8 protein-coding genes, 2 tRNA genes and 3 rRNA genes are annotated in these 15,791 nt (G+C 42.8%); 5 read left to right on the top strand and 8 right to left on the bottom strand.

Annotated features, from left to right (window positions below; genetic code table 11):
* Window positions 1-80: 80 nt before the first annotated feature.
* Window positions 81-1,364, top strand: a complete 1,284-nt coding sequence (gene tyrS / locus AACH28_RS19510) for a tyrosine--tRNA ligase (protein ID WP_341831272.1) — start codon at window positions 81-83, stop codon at window positions 1,362-1,364.
* A 121-nt stretch (window positions 1,365-1,485) separates the two neighbouring features.
* Here the strand turns inward: tyrS and AACH28_RS19505 are convergent, their stop codons facing one another.
* Window positions 1,486-1,995: a GNAT family N-acetyltransferase gene (locus AACH28_RS19505; protein WP_070563216.1), complete on the bottom strand. Its 510-nt coding sequence runs from the start codon at window positions 1,993-1,995 to the stop codon at window positions 1,486-1,488.
* Between the two features lie 275 nt (window positions 1,996-2,270).
* On the opposite strand from AACH28_RS19505, the gene AACH28_RS19500 reads away from it, so the two are divergent.
* Window positions 2,271-5,006, top strand: coding sequence for a DNA translocase FtsK (locus AACH28_RS19500; protein ID WP_070563219.1), 2,736 nt, complete (start codon window positions 2,271-2,273; stop codon window positions 5,004-5,006).
* Between the two features lies 1 nt (window position 5,007).
* The gene (locus tag AACH28_RS19495; RefSeq protein WP_341831271.1) at window positions 5,008-5,661 is read left to right on the top strand and encodes an outer membrane lipoprotein carrier protein LolA; all 654 of its coding nucleotides are present in this window, start codon (window positions 5,008-5,010) and stop codon (window positions 5,659-5,661) included.
* A gap of 97 nt (window positions 5,662-5,758) precedes the next feature.
* On the opposite strand, the gene AACH28_RS19490 is transcribed toward AACH28_RS19495, so the two are convergent.
* Complete coding sequence (locus AACH28_RS19490) at window positions 5,759-6,571, bottom strand: lytic transglycosylase domain-containing protein (protein ID WP_112375476.1); 813 nt, start codon at window positions 6,569-6,571, stop codon at window positions 5,759-5,761.
* A gap of 242 nt (window positions 6,572-6,813) precedes the next feature.
* Between AACH28_RS19490 and AACH28_RS19485 the strand changes: the two genes are divergently transcribed.
* A complete protein-coding gene (locus AACH28_RS19485; protein WP_341831270.1) occupies window positions 6,814-8,430 on the top strand; it encodes a pseudouridine synthase in 1,617 nt (538 codons plus the stop codon).
* 94 nt (window positions 8,431-8,524) lie between these two features.
* A complete protein-coding gene (locus tag AACH28_RS19480; RefSeq protein WP_070570070.1) occupies window positions 8,525-8,992 on the top strand; it encodes a nucleoside triphosphate pyrophosphohydrolase family protein in 468 nt (155 codons plus the stop codon).
* 150 nt (window positions 8,993-9,142) lie between these two features.
* Here AACH28_RS19480 and AACH28_RS19475 read toward each other — a convergent pair whose 3' ends face one another.
* The 6 genes from AACH28_RS19475 to AACH28_RS19450 all read right to left on the bottom strand — a co-directional run bounded on the left by AACH28_RS19475 (window position 9,143) and on the right by AACH28_RS19450 (window position 15,582).
* Entirely contained in the window at window positions 9,143-10,084 is a 942-nt protein-coding gene (locus AACH28_RS19475) for a TIGR01212 family radical SAM protein (RefSeq protein WP_070570068.1), read from the bottom strand.
* Between the two features lie 333 nt (window positions 10,085-10,417).
* Window positions 10,418-10,529 (bottom strand): 5S ribosomal RNA (gene rrf, locus AACH28_RS19470).
* A 130-nt stretch (window positions 10,530-10,659) separates the two neighbouring features.
* A 23S ribosomal RNA gene (locus tag AACH28_RS19465) occupies window positions 10,660-13,541 on the bottom strand.
* 231 nt (window positions 13,542-13,772) lie between these two features.
* Window positions 13,773-13,846, bottom strand: a tRNA-Ala gene (locus AACH28_RS19460).
* Between the two features lie 11 nt (window positions 13,847-13,857).
* Window positions 13,858-13,931: transfer RNA gene (locus AACH28_RS19455), tRNA-Ile, on the bottom strand.
* 121 nt (window positions 13,932-14,052) lie between these two features.
* Window positions 14,053-15,582, bottom strand: a 16S ribosomal RNA gene (locus AACH28_RS19450).
* The 16S, 23S and 5S rRNA genes sit together here with 2 tRNA genes alongside, the layout of an rRNA operon.
* Window positions 15,583-15,791 lie beyond the last annotated feature (209 nt).

Here is a 15,791-nt window from a genome sequence, read left to right as displayed (position 1 = left end):
TATGGGAAATTATTCGCTCAATATACGCTTAATCTCCTATCTTTGCATCTTGTAAATTAAAAAATTAAATCCATTTAACAATGAGCTTTGTAGAAGAATTACGTTGGAGAGGCATGTTGCAAGATATTATGCCAGGCACTGAAGACTTACTGAATAAAGAAAAAGTCGCTGGTTATATCGGCTTTGATCCCACAGGCGACTCTCTACACGTAGGACACTTGACGCAAATCATGACGTTGATCCATTTCCAAAATGCAGGCCACAAACCAGTTGCCCTGGTTGGAGGAGCAACAGGCATGATCGGAGACCCTTCTTTCAAATCTGCAGAGCGTAACTTGTTGGACGAAGCTACCTTACAGCATAATGTAGCTTGTCTGAAAAAGCAGTTAGGCAAATTTCTTGAATTTGGAGAAGGGGAAAATGACGCCCAAATGGTTAATAATTACGACTGGTTTAAAGATTTTAAATTTTTGGATTTTATTCGTGATATCGGTAAAATGATTACCGTTAACTATATGATGTCAAAAGATTCTGTAAAAAAACGTCTGGAAGGCGACAATGGTCTCTCATTTACAGAGTTTACCTATCAATTGATTCAAGGATATGACTTCTACTATCTTTGGAAGCACCACAACTGTAAAGTTCAAATGGGCGGGTCGGACCAATGGGGTAACATCGTAACAGGAAGCGAAATGATCCGTCGCCAAGATCAGGGAACAGCCTATGCCATCACGACGCAATTAATCAAAAAAGCCGACGGCCAGAAATTTGGAAAGACCGAATCTGGTGCCATATGGTTAGATCCAAAGAAAACCTCTCCATATAAATACTACCAATTTTGGTTGAATACGTCAGATGATGATGCTAAAAACTGGATCAAAATTTTTACACTCAAACCTCAGGAAGAAATTGAGTCCATTATTGCAGAACATGATGCAGCGCCACACTTACGTTTAGTTCAAAAAGCACTGGCAAAAGATATCACCATTCGTACCCACTCCGAAGAAGCGTACGAAACTGCGATCAAAACTTCTGAATTTCTTTTTGGAAATGGCTCTTTAGAATTCTTAAAAAACTTAGATCACGACGCAGTTTTAGAGGTATTTGAAGGCATTCCGCAGTTTCAGGTCGCTAAAGCAGATCTCGCAGCAGGTATCAATATTCTTGATTTACTAGCTGTTCAGACACAGGTATTCCCGTCAAAAGGTGAAGCCCGCAAAATGCTTCAGGGCGGCGGCGTTTCTATCAACCGAGAAAAAGCAACCGATATTGAAGAGTCAATTACGGACAATCACCTTGTAAACAATAAATATATTGTTGCACAACGCGGTAAAAAGAATTACTACTTGATTATTGCAGATTAATGATCAGCAGTATCCTGATTTAATAATCCATAAACATAAAAAAGTCCCTTTTGAACAAAGTAAAAGGGACTTTTTTATGAAATCCAATGTTATTCTTCCTCCGCAGAAGAAATCGGTTCGGTTATTTTAATAGTTTTTCAAATGCTTTGCGTGACGCTCCCCTAAAATGTACTTCCCCGCAATAGCGGTACCCTAACTTTTCGAACACATGCAGCATACCCCCATTGTCAAAATTAGTATCCACCTTAATACTATAAACGCCATGATCGATGGCTATCTCTTCCACCCCGGACATAATAGCCGTCCCCACACCTTTCATATGCGGATCCTGCGCCGAGGCCAGTCGGTGTATACCGACATAAGAACCATCACTTAACCATTTTCCGTCAATATCATTATATGCAGGTTCGACATCAAAAATAATAGCAACATAACCTACAATCCTACGCTCCACTTCAACGACATGCCCGTAGCCCTTATCAATATCCGACTGAACCACATCTTCATTCGGATAACCATCTTGCCATTGTCGGCTACCTTGTTCTTTCCTGAGGGCAATTGCTTGTTGTATAATTTCCCAAATCCGTCCTTTATCAGCTAATGTCGCTTTTCGTATTTCAAACTTGTTCATGCTATCTCTTATTTTATTCGTAAAACTACATATTTTAGAGCAACTCTAAAGAATAGGCAAAAACAGAAACAATCTTTAGCCATATCCCATATTCTTTAGCCCACCCCACTTGCAGGGCATAGTATTTGCTAGCCATTATACCTATCAAGCTTTTTAGCTACATCTAAATTTATTCATTCATAAAAAACGACAAACTTAAAATAATAGGCGATCAGCATCTTTAAAATACTATCAAAATAACTAAGTTTGTAAGCAGTATAATTGTGAGCTTTTCAATGTCAAATAAAGGAAATACATTTAGGCAGACAGGGAATTCAGTTTCCGGCAAACGTGCCCCTCAAAAGGAATCGACAACATTTAAAAAAGAAAAAAGTCAAAAAAACAGTGTACCAAGAGATTATTCTGATGCACAGCAAAAGGCTGTCAAGATATTAGGGATTTTATTGATCTTACTTTCATTGGCATTTGCTACAGCTTTCGTCTCCTACTTATTCACTTGGGAAGACGATCAAAGTTATATTGCAAAAACCAATGGTGGATGGTCGACATTATTCCGATCCGCAGAAGAAATTCATGATGAAGCTGTTGATCTACCCGTTGTCGATAATAAACTAGGAAAATTTGGCGCATTGCTAGCCAACCAATTCATGTACGAATGGTTTGGCGTCGCATCTTTTCTTTTTATCCCCGTATTATTCATTTTAGGATATCGCTTGTTGTTCAAGAAATCATTACTTCCTTTGTACCGTACTGTAGTCTATTCTTTTGTTGCTATCGTTTTTATCTCGGTAACTTTAGGCTTCCTGCATGGATTTATGGCCGATACACCGCATATGCTCGAGGGTAAATTTGGCTTTTGGACCAATAAATTACTGGAAGCACAAGTTGGCATTGTCGGCGTTGGCTGTATATTGGCTTTTGCCTACCTGACGACATTGATCTTACTTTACAACCTCGATTTTAAATTTGTCCTATTCAGTAACAGGAAATCCAAGTCATTCTCTGAAGATACGGACGAAGAGGATGAGGATGAATACGCTCCACAAAATCTTAGAAACAAAATTCATATTGAAGATGATTCCATCCAGTCGGTGCGAGAATCTTTCCAACGGTCAACGTCAATCAATGAGCGATTTCAATCTGCTCGGGACAAAGAGGTACAGGAAGAACTTCAGCGTCCTGCCTTTACGCATCACCCTGTACCCGAAGTACAAATTGATCCGAAGGACAAAGTGGTGCTCACCTTCGACGATAGTCCGCTTGAAAGAACAGAGAATACACCTTCAATCAGTTTTACAATTGATCAGCCAAATGAAGAATTTGAAGCCGAAGACTTACCGTTAATCCAGGAATATCAAGCGCCGAAAATCGAAGCAGAACCCCAACGAGAGCCAGAAGCTATTATTGAACCCGATGCAGTACCCGGTCTGGTGGTCGAAGATATCAAAGAGGAAAAAGAAATTACCGCCAGTGATCTTGTGGCCCAATTCGGACAGTATGACCCAAAATTGGATCTTTCTGGCTACCAACATCCGGCATTGGATTTATTGAAGGACTATGGTGGTGGTAAAATTACCATCAATCAACAGGAACTCGAAGCGAACAAAAATAGGATTGTTGATACACTGAGAAACTATAGCATCGAGATCGAAAGCATCAAGGCAACGATAGGACCAACGGTGACTTTGTATGAAATTATACCAAAACCAGGTGTACGGATTTCAAAAATCAAAAATCTGGAAGATGACATTGCCTTAAGTCTTGCGGCCTTAGGTATCCGGATCATTGCACCGATGCCCGGAAAAGGAACTATTGGTATTGAGGTACCAAACTCCAGTCCGGAAATGGTGTCCATGCGATCGGTCCTTGCTACGGAGAAGTTTCAGAAAACAGATATGGATCTCCCGATCGCTTTAGGTAAGACAATTTCAAATGAAGTGTATATTGCCGATTTAGCTAAAATGCCTCACCTTCTGGTTGCGGGGGCTACCGGGCAAGGTAAATCAGTAGGTATTAACGCGATTCTGACCTCTCTACTGTATAAAAAACATCCAGCCGAACTAAAATTTGTCCTTGTTGACCCTAAGAAAGTGGAACTTTCTCTATTCAAAAAAGTAGAGCGCCACTTCCTTGCAAAATTGCCTGACGACGGAGATGCGATTATCACCGATACGAAGAAAGTAATCAACACCTTAAATTCCCTCTGTATAGAAATGGATCAACGTTATGATTTGTTAAAAAATGCGCAGGTACGGAATTTAAAGGAATATAATGCAAAATTTATCAATCGCAGATTAAACCCTGAGGAGGGTCATCGATTCTTACCATATATCGTTCTTATTGTTGATGAGTTTGCCGACTTGATGATGACAGCAGGAAAAGAGGTCGAAACACCGATTGCACGATTGGCACAATTGGCCCGTGCGGTAGGAATTCACCTGGTTATTGCAACCCAGCGTCCTTCTGTCAATATCATTACCGGTACAATCAAGGCCAACTTCCCTGCACGTCTGGCATTCCGTGTGTTGTCGAAAGTCGATTCACGGACCATTCTAGATACAGGCGGTGCAGATCAGTTGATCGGTCGGGGTGACATGCTTCTAGCGACTGGAAGTGATTTGATACGTATTCAATGTGCTTTTGTGGATACGCCTGAGGTTGAACAAATTTCCGATTACATCGGTGCGCAACGAGGCTATCCTTCGGCATTTATGCTTCCGGAGTACGTAGACGAAAACGGAGATGGTTCTGGTAGTGTAGATTTTGATCCCAAAGACCGCGATCAGTTGTTCGAAGAAGCTGCCCGATTGATTGTCATGCATCAGCAAGGCTCTACGTCATTAATCCAACGTAAATTAAAATTGGGTTATAACAGAGCAGGACGAATCATCGATCAATTGGAAGCTGCAGGAATTGTAGGTCCATTTGAAGGAAGTAAGGCCCGCGAAGTGCTTTATCCAGATGAGTATTCATTAGAACAATTTTTGGAGACGTTAAGAAAGGACAACTAAGATGAAAAAACAAGTATGGTTTATTGTAGGTCTGATAATCATGGCATACAGCCAAAACAGTTATGCACAAAATGACGCTGCTGCCAAGGCGCTACTGACGAAAGTAAGCCAAAAGTACAATGCATACAAAACAATACAGGCCAATTTCTCATTAGATATTAAACAAGCTAATGGCGGCTCGCATACTGATGCCGGAACAATATACCTGGACAAGAGTAACAACAAGTACCAGGTCAATACCAAAAATCAAGTATTGATATCGGATTCCAAGACACAGTGGAATATCATGAAAGCGGAAAAAGAAGTTGAAATCTCAGAAGCAAGCAATTCGACCAACGAGATCAATCCAACAAATATATTCAGCTTTTATACCACCGGTTTTAAATATACCTTGACCAATACAGAAAAGGTAAAAGGGCTTACACTAAGTGTTGTTGAATTAAGTCCTCTTGATAGCAAAAAAAACTATTCAAAGATCAAGCTGCGCATTAACAAAGCAAGCAGTCTGATCTATGATACCACCGTATTTGATAAAAGTGGTAATCGCTATACGTATACATTAACTTCTCAGGAAGGTAATAAGGCGCTTTCCGGTAGTCTATTCGTATTCAACAAAAATGATTATAAAGGCTTCGACATCGTCGATCTGAGGTAAAAATAGAACAATGCTACAGGTCTGATTAAAGACAGTACAATAAAAAGGGCTTTCCACTATGCAGTGGAAAGCCCTTTTTATTGTGAAGTACACTATTTTACAGCATGTTCGGTTCCTTATCCAACGTCTCACTTTCTTTATTGGCATAACGTGAATAGCCATGCTTCTGTGGATGTTCGATAATTTCCTTCATAGAAACAAGTTTGTACACATACGAACCCGTTTCATTATTCAATTTCAAGGCAAAATAGTCGTCCTTTTTTTGTCTTCTTATAGAACCTCTTAAACTGCCATCACCAACATTATACGCCGCAGCAACCAAGGTCCAGTTACCAAATTGGCCATAGAGGTATTTGAGGTATCTCGCTGCAGCATGCGTAGATTTAACAAGATCCTTTCGGTCGTCTACCGTACCATTGACTTTTAATCCATACAAACGGGCTGTTGCCGGCATAAATTGCCAATAGCCACCAGCTCCCTTCGATGAAACAACAGCTTTACTAAGGCCACTTTCCACCAATGGAATGTACTTGAAATCTTCCGGAATACCATGTGATTTAAGGATCTTTGCAATCATAGGCAAGTAGGTCTCTGCCTTTTTGTGCATATCGTACGATCCTGTTTTTTTAAACGAGAATCGACTGAAAAATTTACGCAATTTACTTTCCACAAGCGGACGATCCATCGGTAATGAATCTTCGGCAAATGTCAATGAATTCATATACGATTCAAAGGAATTGCTTTTTTCTTTTTTTTCTTCTTCATCCCCATGATGAACGGGAACTACTACGAGCTTCGGTTCAACGATCTTATCGCCGTTTGAAGCATTGTTGTGTGGGGTTGAGTATAACTTTGACAGCAATAAAGCAAACAAAATCAAACTACTACATAAAACTTTCTTTCTTATCATTCACTCCCTTAATGCTACCCTATCCACGACTGCAATCGATCAAAAAATAGCTTGGTTCAAATTCAAGGGTACAAAGGTAAACACTATTTATTTAAAAAACAAATAGTTACATTCTAGACAACTTAAAGCGGCTTTGTTAGCGTAAAAACGCAGCAAATTCAAGAAAAGACAAAAAGATAAGGATTTTTTCGCAAAACCCAAAATTATACCTAACTTTGTCGTTCACATTTTAGCAAAACACAATGCCATTCAGCAATAAAAGGAACAGTCGTGATGACAACTCCAGAAAGTCACGAGGCAACTCAGATAGTTTCAAATCTAGAGGCGATAAGAACAATAGTTTCGGAAAAAAATCATATGGGTCGAATGACCAATCTGAAAGAGGCTCTTTCAGAAAAGATGATAATCGTGAGAACAGATCATTCGGATCTAAAAAATTCTCAGACAAACCTTCCTTCCGAGGAGATAACAATTCCTTCCGTTCAAAAGATAATTCAGAAAAATCCTTTGGTAGAGGAGGCCGCTCATTTGATAAAAATGATTCTTCAAGATCTTTTAACAAAAAAGATTCCTTCAATAAATTTGATAGATCAGAACGTTCTTTTGACAAAAAAGATAACTTCAAACGTTCCGATAGAAATGACTCTTCAAGATCTTTTGACCGTTCAGAACGTTCTTTTGATAAAAGAGATAGTTTCAAACGTACAGATAGAAATGATTCCTCAAGATCTTTTGACCGTTCAGAGCGTTCTTTTGATAAAAGAGATAGTTTCAAACGTTCAGACAGAAATGACAGCCCAAGATCATTCGATAGATCAGAGCGTTCTTTTGACAAAAGAGACAGTTTCAAACGTTCAGACAGAAATGACGCTCCAAGATCTTTTGACCGTTCAGAGCGTTCTTTCGATAAAAAAGATAACTTCAAACGTTCAGACAGAAATGACAGCCCAAGATCATTCGATAGATCAGAGCGTTCTTTTGACAAAAGAGACAGTTTCAAACGTTCAGACAGAAATGACTCTTCAAGACCTTCTAACAGAAAGTTTGATGGCGATAAAAGTAGAAATTTTGACGACAACAAAAACTTTGGTGATAAACAATATATTAAACGTCCAAAGAAAAAAGCAGAGGATGCAGAAGATGACGGCTTAGTTCGTTTAAATCGTTACATCGCCAATGCTGGTATCTGTTCAAGACGTAAAGCGGATGAGCTTATCACTGCTGGTGTTATTTGGGTAAATGGAGAACCTGTTACGGAATTGGGTACCAAGGTGGATCCTGCAACAGATGAAATCCGTTACAACAACGAACGTCTAAAACGTGAAAAAAATGTTTATGTTTTGTTGAACAAACCAAAAGATTATATCACGACTACAGATGATCCGCAGGAGCGTCATACCGTAATGGAACTTGTTTCTAAAGCGACAAAAGAAAGAATCTATCCTGTTGGTCGTCTTGACAGAAACACAACAGGACTACTTTTGATGACAAATGATGGTAGTCTTGCTGAAAAACTTTCACACCCGCGCAACAGCATCAGCAAAATCTATAATGTCGAGTTAAACAAAAGCCTTACACAAGGCGATTTTAACAAAATCAGCTTTGGTATCGAATTAGAGGACGGTGTAATTAAACCAGATGACTTGAGCTATGTTCAAGGCGGATCGAAACGTGAAGTCGGTATCCAAATCCACTCGGGGAAAAATCGTATCGTACGTCGTATTTTTGAGTCATTAGGATATGAAGTCGTTAAATTGGATCGTGTGGTTTATGCAAACTTAACGAAAAAAGACCTTCCACGTGGCCGTTGGAGATATTTAGAAGAGCGTGAAATCGTGCAGTTAAAGCACCTGATTTAATCGCTTAAGCAGATAAATAAAAATAAAGGACGGTCATTCAGTTAACCGTCCTTTATTTTTTATATTTGCTCTTTCAAATAATAAAACAAAGAATATGACTGATCCGAAAACACTTTCATCCGTTGCGGAGTTCCATAAAACATTCCAACATCCAATCCTAGACACGCCTACTATTCCATCTGAACAAAGATGTGCCTTACGGGTATCGTTGATCGCTGAGGAATTAAAAGAATTAGAAGAGGCCATCCGGGATAAAGATTTGGTCGAGATTGCAGATGCGCTATGTGACATTCAATATGTACTTGCTGGAGCGGTATTAGAATTTGGTTTAAAAGATAAATTCTCTGCTCTTTTTGATGAAGTTCAACGTTCCAATATGAGCAAAGCATGTAAAGACGAAGCAGAAGCCATCGCTACACAGGAGCACTATAAATTAAAAGGTGTAGAATCCTATTATAAAGAAGTTGATGGCAAATTTCTGGTATTCAGAACAGCTGACAATAAAACGTTAAAATCCATCAATTACTCTCCAGCCGATCTAAAAACAATTGTTGAGGGCTAAATAAATATGGTAATCGTACCCTTTTTTTGTAGGTAAACAGCAAAGGCTTCATTAGAGAAGCCTTTGCTGTTTTTATAACGCGGAATATATTCATTAAACGCGATAGCATACAATGATCTATCAAAAGAGTATAAAAAATATTAGGAACGGCTAAAAAAGACTCCCCTGCACGACCTGACGTGCTTCCAATCCCTTATCGATGTATGTTTGAATACCTGATTTCGGTAAGCCCCAATTCGGAGCAATTAACAATTCTTTATCTGCAATCCCGAAAATACGTTGAATGATCAGATCAGGACGCAATCGAGGAATAAACTTTGCTAAGAATTCCGTATAACCTTCTATCGAGAAAAGTTCAAAAGGCTCACGTTTGAACTTAACGCCCATAATAGATCCCTCTACAATATGTAAGTGATGCAACTTCACAAATTTAATTTGTGGAAAGCGGTTGATTTCATCTGCATATTTCAACATCATTTCTTCAGATTCCCACGGGAAGCCAAAGATGGTATGCACACAAAGCTCCAACGGAGTATCTTTCAGCATATTCATGGCCTGAACAAATTCGTCGTGAGAACAGCCTCTATTGATCTGCTCCAATGTATCATTGTAGATAGATTCCATACCCATCTCCAAATCTACATCGTAACGATCTGTGTAAGACTCCAACAATGCAATCTTTTCAAAATCCAAACAATCAGGACGTGTACCCACAGAAAGACCCAAAGTATTTTCAGGATCAATACTTAAAGCCTCATCATACATCATCTTCAGTAGATGAGTCGGCGCATATGTATTTGTATTTGGCTGGAAATAAATAATAAACTTCTCGGCGCCATAGCTATTACGTGCTCTTTCAATACCCGATTCCACCTGCTCGCGTATAGAAGGAATTTTCCGGGCAGTATCCGGTGTAAAAGAATCTACATTACAGTAAGTACAACCACCATAGCCCTTACTACCATCACGATTGGGACAAGTAAAATTACCATCCACAATCACTTTAAACACTTTCTGTCCGTTATACTTTTGCTTTAAATAAGCCCCGTAATGATTATACGGTTTAATTCCGTTGTCCAATAATGTACCCATTGCGCTGCAAAGTTACTCAATAAAAATCATATGTGACCATTACTTTCTCAGGATCAAATGTTAAATCAACAATACCTATCTTGGGGGTTGGAAGATAGTTTTGGTAGGAAACAAAAATGTAATCCTGTCTGTCTTGGCAAATACCTAATCTCAGATTAAACAAGAGAAGGCAGACGATGATCAAACAATTTCTCATATGGCCAGTAAGTAATATTTACAGCAATATACAAAAAACCTAGATATGGGAGTTCTAGAACAGGCGAGATACTTCACAAGGAAAGTACCTAAACGCAAGAAGCCCTTGACTGTTTCCAGCAAGGGCTTCCGTGTAAAAAAAGGCACCGACCTACTCTCCCACCTGTTACGGCAATACCATCGGCTCTGGCGGGCTTGACTGCTCTGTTCGGAATGGGAAGAGGTAGACACCGCCGATATAGGCACCTAAAAATCTTTATTGGTCTGCTTCCTTTTAGGAGCATCAGGCCAACTGACATATCTATTGAAAGAGCTTCGTTTCTGTTTTGTTATTCTTTTCGTTTCTAAAAATTAAAGAGGAAGACAACAGTGTTATCTGCTTGAGAAAGCTTCGGGCTATTAGTACCACTTGGCTTTGGTCTCTCAACCTTTACACCTATGGCCTATCAACGTAGTCATCTTCTACGACCCTATAAGGAAGTCTCATCTCGTGGCTAGTTTCGCACTTAGATGCTTTCAGCGCTTATCTATTCCAGACGTAGCTACCCTGCCGTACACCTGGCGGCATAACAGGTTCACCAGAGGTCTGTCCAACCCGGTCCTCTCGTACTAAGGTCAGATCCACTCAAACTTCCAACGCCCACAACAGATAGGGACCGAACTGTCTCGCGACGTTCTGAACCCAGCTCGCGTGCCACTTTAATGGGCGAACAGCCCAACCCTTGGGACCTTCTCCAGCCCCAGGATGTGACGAGCCGACATCGAGGTGCCAAACCTCCCCGTCGATATGAGCTCTTGGGGGAGATCAGCCTGTTATCCCCAGCGTACCTTTTATCCTTTGAGCGATGGCCCTTCCATACAGAACCACCGGATCACTATGTCCGTCTTTCGACCCTGTTCGACTTGTCGGTCTCACAGTCAAGCAAGCTTATGCCATTGCACTCCACGTACGGTTACCAAGCGTACTGAGCTTACCTTTGAAAGCCTCCGTTACCTTTTTGGAGGCGACCACCCCAGTCAAACTACCCACCAAACAATGTCCTCCACATGATGGAGTTAGAAACCGAATACAGAAAGGGCGGTATTTCAAGGTTGATTCCATGACTCCTGGCGAAGCCACTTCAACATCTCCCGCCTATCCTACACATCCTGTACCCAATCTCAATGTTAAGCTATAGTGAAGGTGCATGGGGTCTTTCCGTCCCGTTGCGGGTAATCGGCGTCTTCACCGATACCACAATTTCACCGAGCTCATGGCTGAGACAGCGCCCAGATCGTTACACCATTCGTGCAGGTCGGAACTTACCCGACAAGGAATTTCGCTACCTTAGGACCGTTATAGTTACGGCCGCCGTTTACTGGGGCTTCGATTCAATGCTTCTCTTGCGATGACATCCCCTCTTAACCTTCCAGCACCGGGCAGGTGTCAGGCCTTATACTTCATCTTGCGATTTTGCAAAGCCATATGTTTTTGTTAAACAGTCGCCTGGGCCTTTTCACTGCGGCTGCTCTTTCGAGACAGCGCCCCTTCTCCCGAAGTTACAGGGCCATTTTGCCGAGTTCCTTAGCCATGACTCACTCGAGCACCTTAGGATTCTCTCCTCGACCACCTGTGTCGGTTTGCGGTACGGGTCTTCATAACCTGAAGCTTAGCGGGTTTTCTTGGAAGTCTGTTTACCTGCTCTATCAGCGCCACCGGAGCTTTGCTGTACTATTGGGTTTCAGCTAGAGTTGCGGATTTGCCTACAACTCCAATACCTACGCCTTTCAACGAACTATTCCGTCAGTTCGCGGCAGTGTCACTACTCCGTCACCACATCGCAGTTATGAAGAGTACTGGAATATTAACCAGTTGTCCATCGGCTTGCCCCCTTCGGGTGCGCCTTAGGTCCCGACTGACCCTGATCCGATTAACGTTGATCAGGAAACCTTGGTCTTTCGGTGGGCGGGTTTCTCACCCGCCTTATCGTTACTTATGCCTACATTTGCTTTTCCATAACCTCCACAGTTCATTGCCAAACTGCTTCCCCGGCGATGGAATGCTCCCCTACCAGATGCATATCTTTCAATGCAAATCCATAGCTTCGGTACCGTTCTTGATGCCCGTTTATTATCCACGCCCGGCCGCTCGACTAGTGAGCTGTTACGCACTCTTTAAATGAATGGCTGCTTCCAAGCCAACATCCTAGCTGTCTGGGCAACCGGACCTCGTTAGTTCAACTTAGAACGAATTTGGGGACCTTAGCTGATGGTCTGGGTTCTTTCCCTCTCGGCCTTGGACCTTAGCACCCAAAGCCTCACTGCCGGCTATATTTGATAGCATTCGGAGTTCGTCTGGATTTGGTAGGATTTGACTCCCCCGCACCCAATCGGTAGCTCTACCTCTATCAAACTCTACGCCGACGCTGTTCCTAAAAACATTTCGGGGAGTACGAGCTATTTCCCAGTTTGATTGGCCTTTCACCCCTACCCTCAGGTCATCCGGAAACTTTTCAACGTTTATCGGTTCGGTCCTCCATTACATGTTACTGCAACTTCAACCTGCCCAAGGGTAGATCACAAGGTTTCGCGTCTACCTCATCTGACTATGCGCCCTATTAAGACTCGCTTTCGCTTCGGCTGCGTCCCTGAAGGACTTAACCTTGCCAGACAAGAGTAACTCGTAGGCTCATTATGCAAAAGGCACGCTGTCACAGGACCTGCCTGCTCCAACCGCTTGTAAGCACACGGTTTCAGGTTCTTTTCACTCCCCTGTTCGGGGTTCTTTTCACCTTTCCCTCACGGTACTGGTTCACTATCGGTCTCTCAGGAGTATTTAGCCTTACCAGATGGTGCTGGTGGATTCCCACAGGATTTCTCCGGTCCCGCGGTACTCAGGATACCACTATGTCAACATTCTTTACCTGTACGGGGCTCTCACCCTTGTCGCGCAGTTTCCCACCTGCTTCCAGTTCATAGCGCTGTACAATGTCGTGGTCCTACAACCCCGTCTATGCCGTAACATAAACGGTTTGGGCTCTTTCCCGTTCGCTCGCCACTACTTGGGAAATCATTGTTATTTTCTTCTCCTACGCCTACTTAGATGTTTCAGTTCAGCGCGTTCGCGTTTTATACGACTATTCTTCAAATAGTCAGGTTGCCCCATTCGGAAATCTACGGATCGGTTCGCATTTGCCAATCCCCGTAGCTTATCGCAGCTTATCACGTCCTTCTTCGCCTCTGAGAGCCTAGGCATCCCCCGTGTGCCCTTATTTACTTTCTTCACCGGCATAGCCTTTTGCTACTATGCGGCTGCTTTTGATATATATACCCATATGCTACGTAAAGATTCGTTCGGCATTCACCGAGGGTCTCCTCTCTACATCAAACACATACACGTATTGTCTCTATACTGTTGTCTTCTCTTGTAATTTTTTTTCTCTTTCAATATGTCAAAGAACTCTTTTTCCGGTTTGTTTCTTCGGAGCATCTGTCGATGTTCCTCCCGGAGATGTGGAGAATAACGGATTCGAACCGTTGACCCCCTGCGTGCAAGGCAGGTGCTCTAGCCAGCTGAGCTAATTCCCCTTAACTTTTCGTAGTCCCGAGCAGATTTGAACTGCTGACCCCTACATTATCAGTGTAGTGCTCTAACCAACTGAGCTACGGGACTAGCTTATCTTGTTCATCTCTTTCTCTCGGTCCTGCTCCTTTCGGGGCGGGCACTTTCTTCTGATGTTTTTTCTTCTTGCAATCATATGTAACGTGACGAGCACCGATCTTCGATACTCTAGAAAGGAGGTATTCCAGCCGCACCTTCCGGTACGGCTACCTTGTTACGACTTAGCCCCAATTATCGGTTTTACCCTAACACGCTCCTTGCGGTAACATGCTTTAGGTACCCCCAACTTTCATGGCTTGACGGGCGGTGTGTACAAGGCCCGGGAACGTATTCACCGCGTCATTGCTGATACGCGATTACTAGCGAATCCAACTTCATGGGGTCGAGTTGCAGACCCCAATCCGAACTGTGAATGGCTTTTAGAGATTAGCATCATATTGCTATGTAGCTGCCCGCTGTACCATCCATTGTAGCACGTGTGTAGCCCCGGACGTAAGGGCCATGATGACTTGACGTCGTCCCCACCTTCCTCTCTGTTTGCACAGGCAGTCTGTTTAGAGTCCCCACCATGACATGCTGGCAACTAAACATAGGGGTTGCGCTCGTTGCGGGACTTAACCCAACACCTCACGGCACGAGCTGACGACAGCCATGCAGCACCTAGTTTCGTGTCCCGAAGGACGAGTGCGTCTCTGCACTCTTCACTAACTTTCAAGCCCGGGTAAGGTTCCTCGCGTATCATCGAATTAAACCACATGCTCCTCCGCTTGTGCGGGCCCCCGTCAATTCCTTTGAGTTTCACCCTTGCGGGCGTACTCCCCAGGTGGATAACTTAACGCTTTCGCTTGGACGCTGGCTGTCTATCGCCAACATCGAGTTATCATCGTTTAGGGCGTGGACTACCAGGGTATCTAATCCTGTTCGATCCCCACGCTTTCGTGCATCAGCGTCAATACCAGCTTAGTGAGCTGCCTTCGCAATCGGAGTTCTAAGACATATCTATGCATTTCACCGCTACTTGTCTTATTCCGCCCACTTCAAATGGATTCAAGCCCATCAGTATCAAAGGCACTGCGATGGTTGAGCCACCGTATTTCACCCCTGACTTAATAGGCCGCCTACGCACCCTTTAAACCCAATAAATCCGGATAACGCTCGGATCCTCCGTATTACCGCGGCTGCTGGCACGGAGTTAGCCGATCCTTATTCTTCCAGTACATTCAGCTAAATACACGTATTTAGGTTTATTCCTGGACAAAAGCAGTTTACAACCCATAGGGCAGTCATCCTGCACGCGGCATGGCTGGTTCAGGCTTCCGCCCATTGACCAATATTCCTTACTGCTGCCTCCCGTAGGAGTCTGGTCCGTGTCTCAGTACCAGTGTGGGGGATTCTCCTCTCAGAGCCCCTAGACATCGTCGCCTTGGTAGGCCGTTACCCTACCAACTAGCTAATGTCACGCGAGCCCATCTCTATCCTATAAATATTTAATCAACCGAACATGCGAACTGTTGATGTTATGCGGTGTTAATCTCTCTTTCGAGAGGCTATCCCCCTGATAGAGGCAGGTTGCTCACGCGTTACGCACCCGTGCGCCACTCTCACCATCTTCGAGCAAGCTCTCCGATGGATCCCGTCCGACTTGCATGTATTAGGCCTGCCGCTAGCGTTCATCCTGAGCCAGGATCAAACTCTCCATTGTAAAATGAAGTTTTTGATTCCAACTATTTATAATAATCAGAATTCTTTTTTTATATCTCTGATCTTGGATCGAATTGAACAATTACTTGAATTTGTTCATGACTTTCGTTTGTCTACTCGTCACGCTTACATGATTGTGTTTTCTTAAAGAACTTTTGCCGCTTCAACTTCCGTATCCGCTATATTCCGATGGCATTGCGCCCTCTTTAT

The sequence above is a fragment of the Sphingobacterium thalpophilum genome (genome assembly GCF_038396785.1).
In the GTDB taxonomy this organism is placed as follows: domain Bacteria; phylum Bacteroidota; class Bacteroidia; order Sphingobacteriales; family Sphingobacteriaceae; genus Sphingobacterium; species Sphingobacterium thalpophilum_A.
This window is presented reverse-complemented; position numbering and strand designations above follow the sequence as displayed.

Bases quoted from the DNA above. Each gene is read 5' to 3' on its own strand.
- tyrS (WP_341831272.1), top strand. From the start codon at position 81: ATGAGCTTTGTAGAAGAATTACGTTGGAGAGGCATGTTGCAAGATATT.
- AACH28_RS19505 (WP_070563216.1), bottom strand. From the start codon at position 1,995: ATGAACAAGTTTGAAATACGAAAAGCGACATTAGCTGATAAAGGACGG.
- AACH28_RS19500 (WP_070563219.1), top strand. From the start codon at position 2,271: ATGTCAAATAAAGGAAATACATTTAGGCAGACAGGGAATTCAGTTTCC.
- AACH28_RS19495 (WP_341831271.1), top strand. From the start codon at position 5,008: ATGAAAAAACAAGTATGGTTTATTGTAGGTCTGATAATCATGGCATAC.
- AACH28_RS19490 (WP_112375476.1), bottom strand. From the start codon at position 6,571: ATGATAAGAAAGAAAGTTTTATGTAGTAGTTTGATTTTGTTTGCTTTA.
- AACH28_RS19485 (WP_341831270.1), top strand. From the start codon at position 6,814: ATGCCATTCAGCAATAAAAGGAACAGTCGTGATGACAACTCCAGAAAG.
- AACH28_RS19480 (WP_070570070.1), top strand. From the start codon at position 8,525: ATGACTGATCCGAAAACACTTTCATCCGTTGCGGAGTTCCATAAAACA.
- AACH28_RS19475 (WP_070570068.1), bottom strand. From the start codon at position 10,084: ATGGGTACATTATTGGACAACGGAATTAAACCGTATAATCATTACGGG.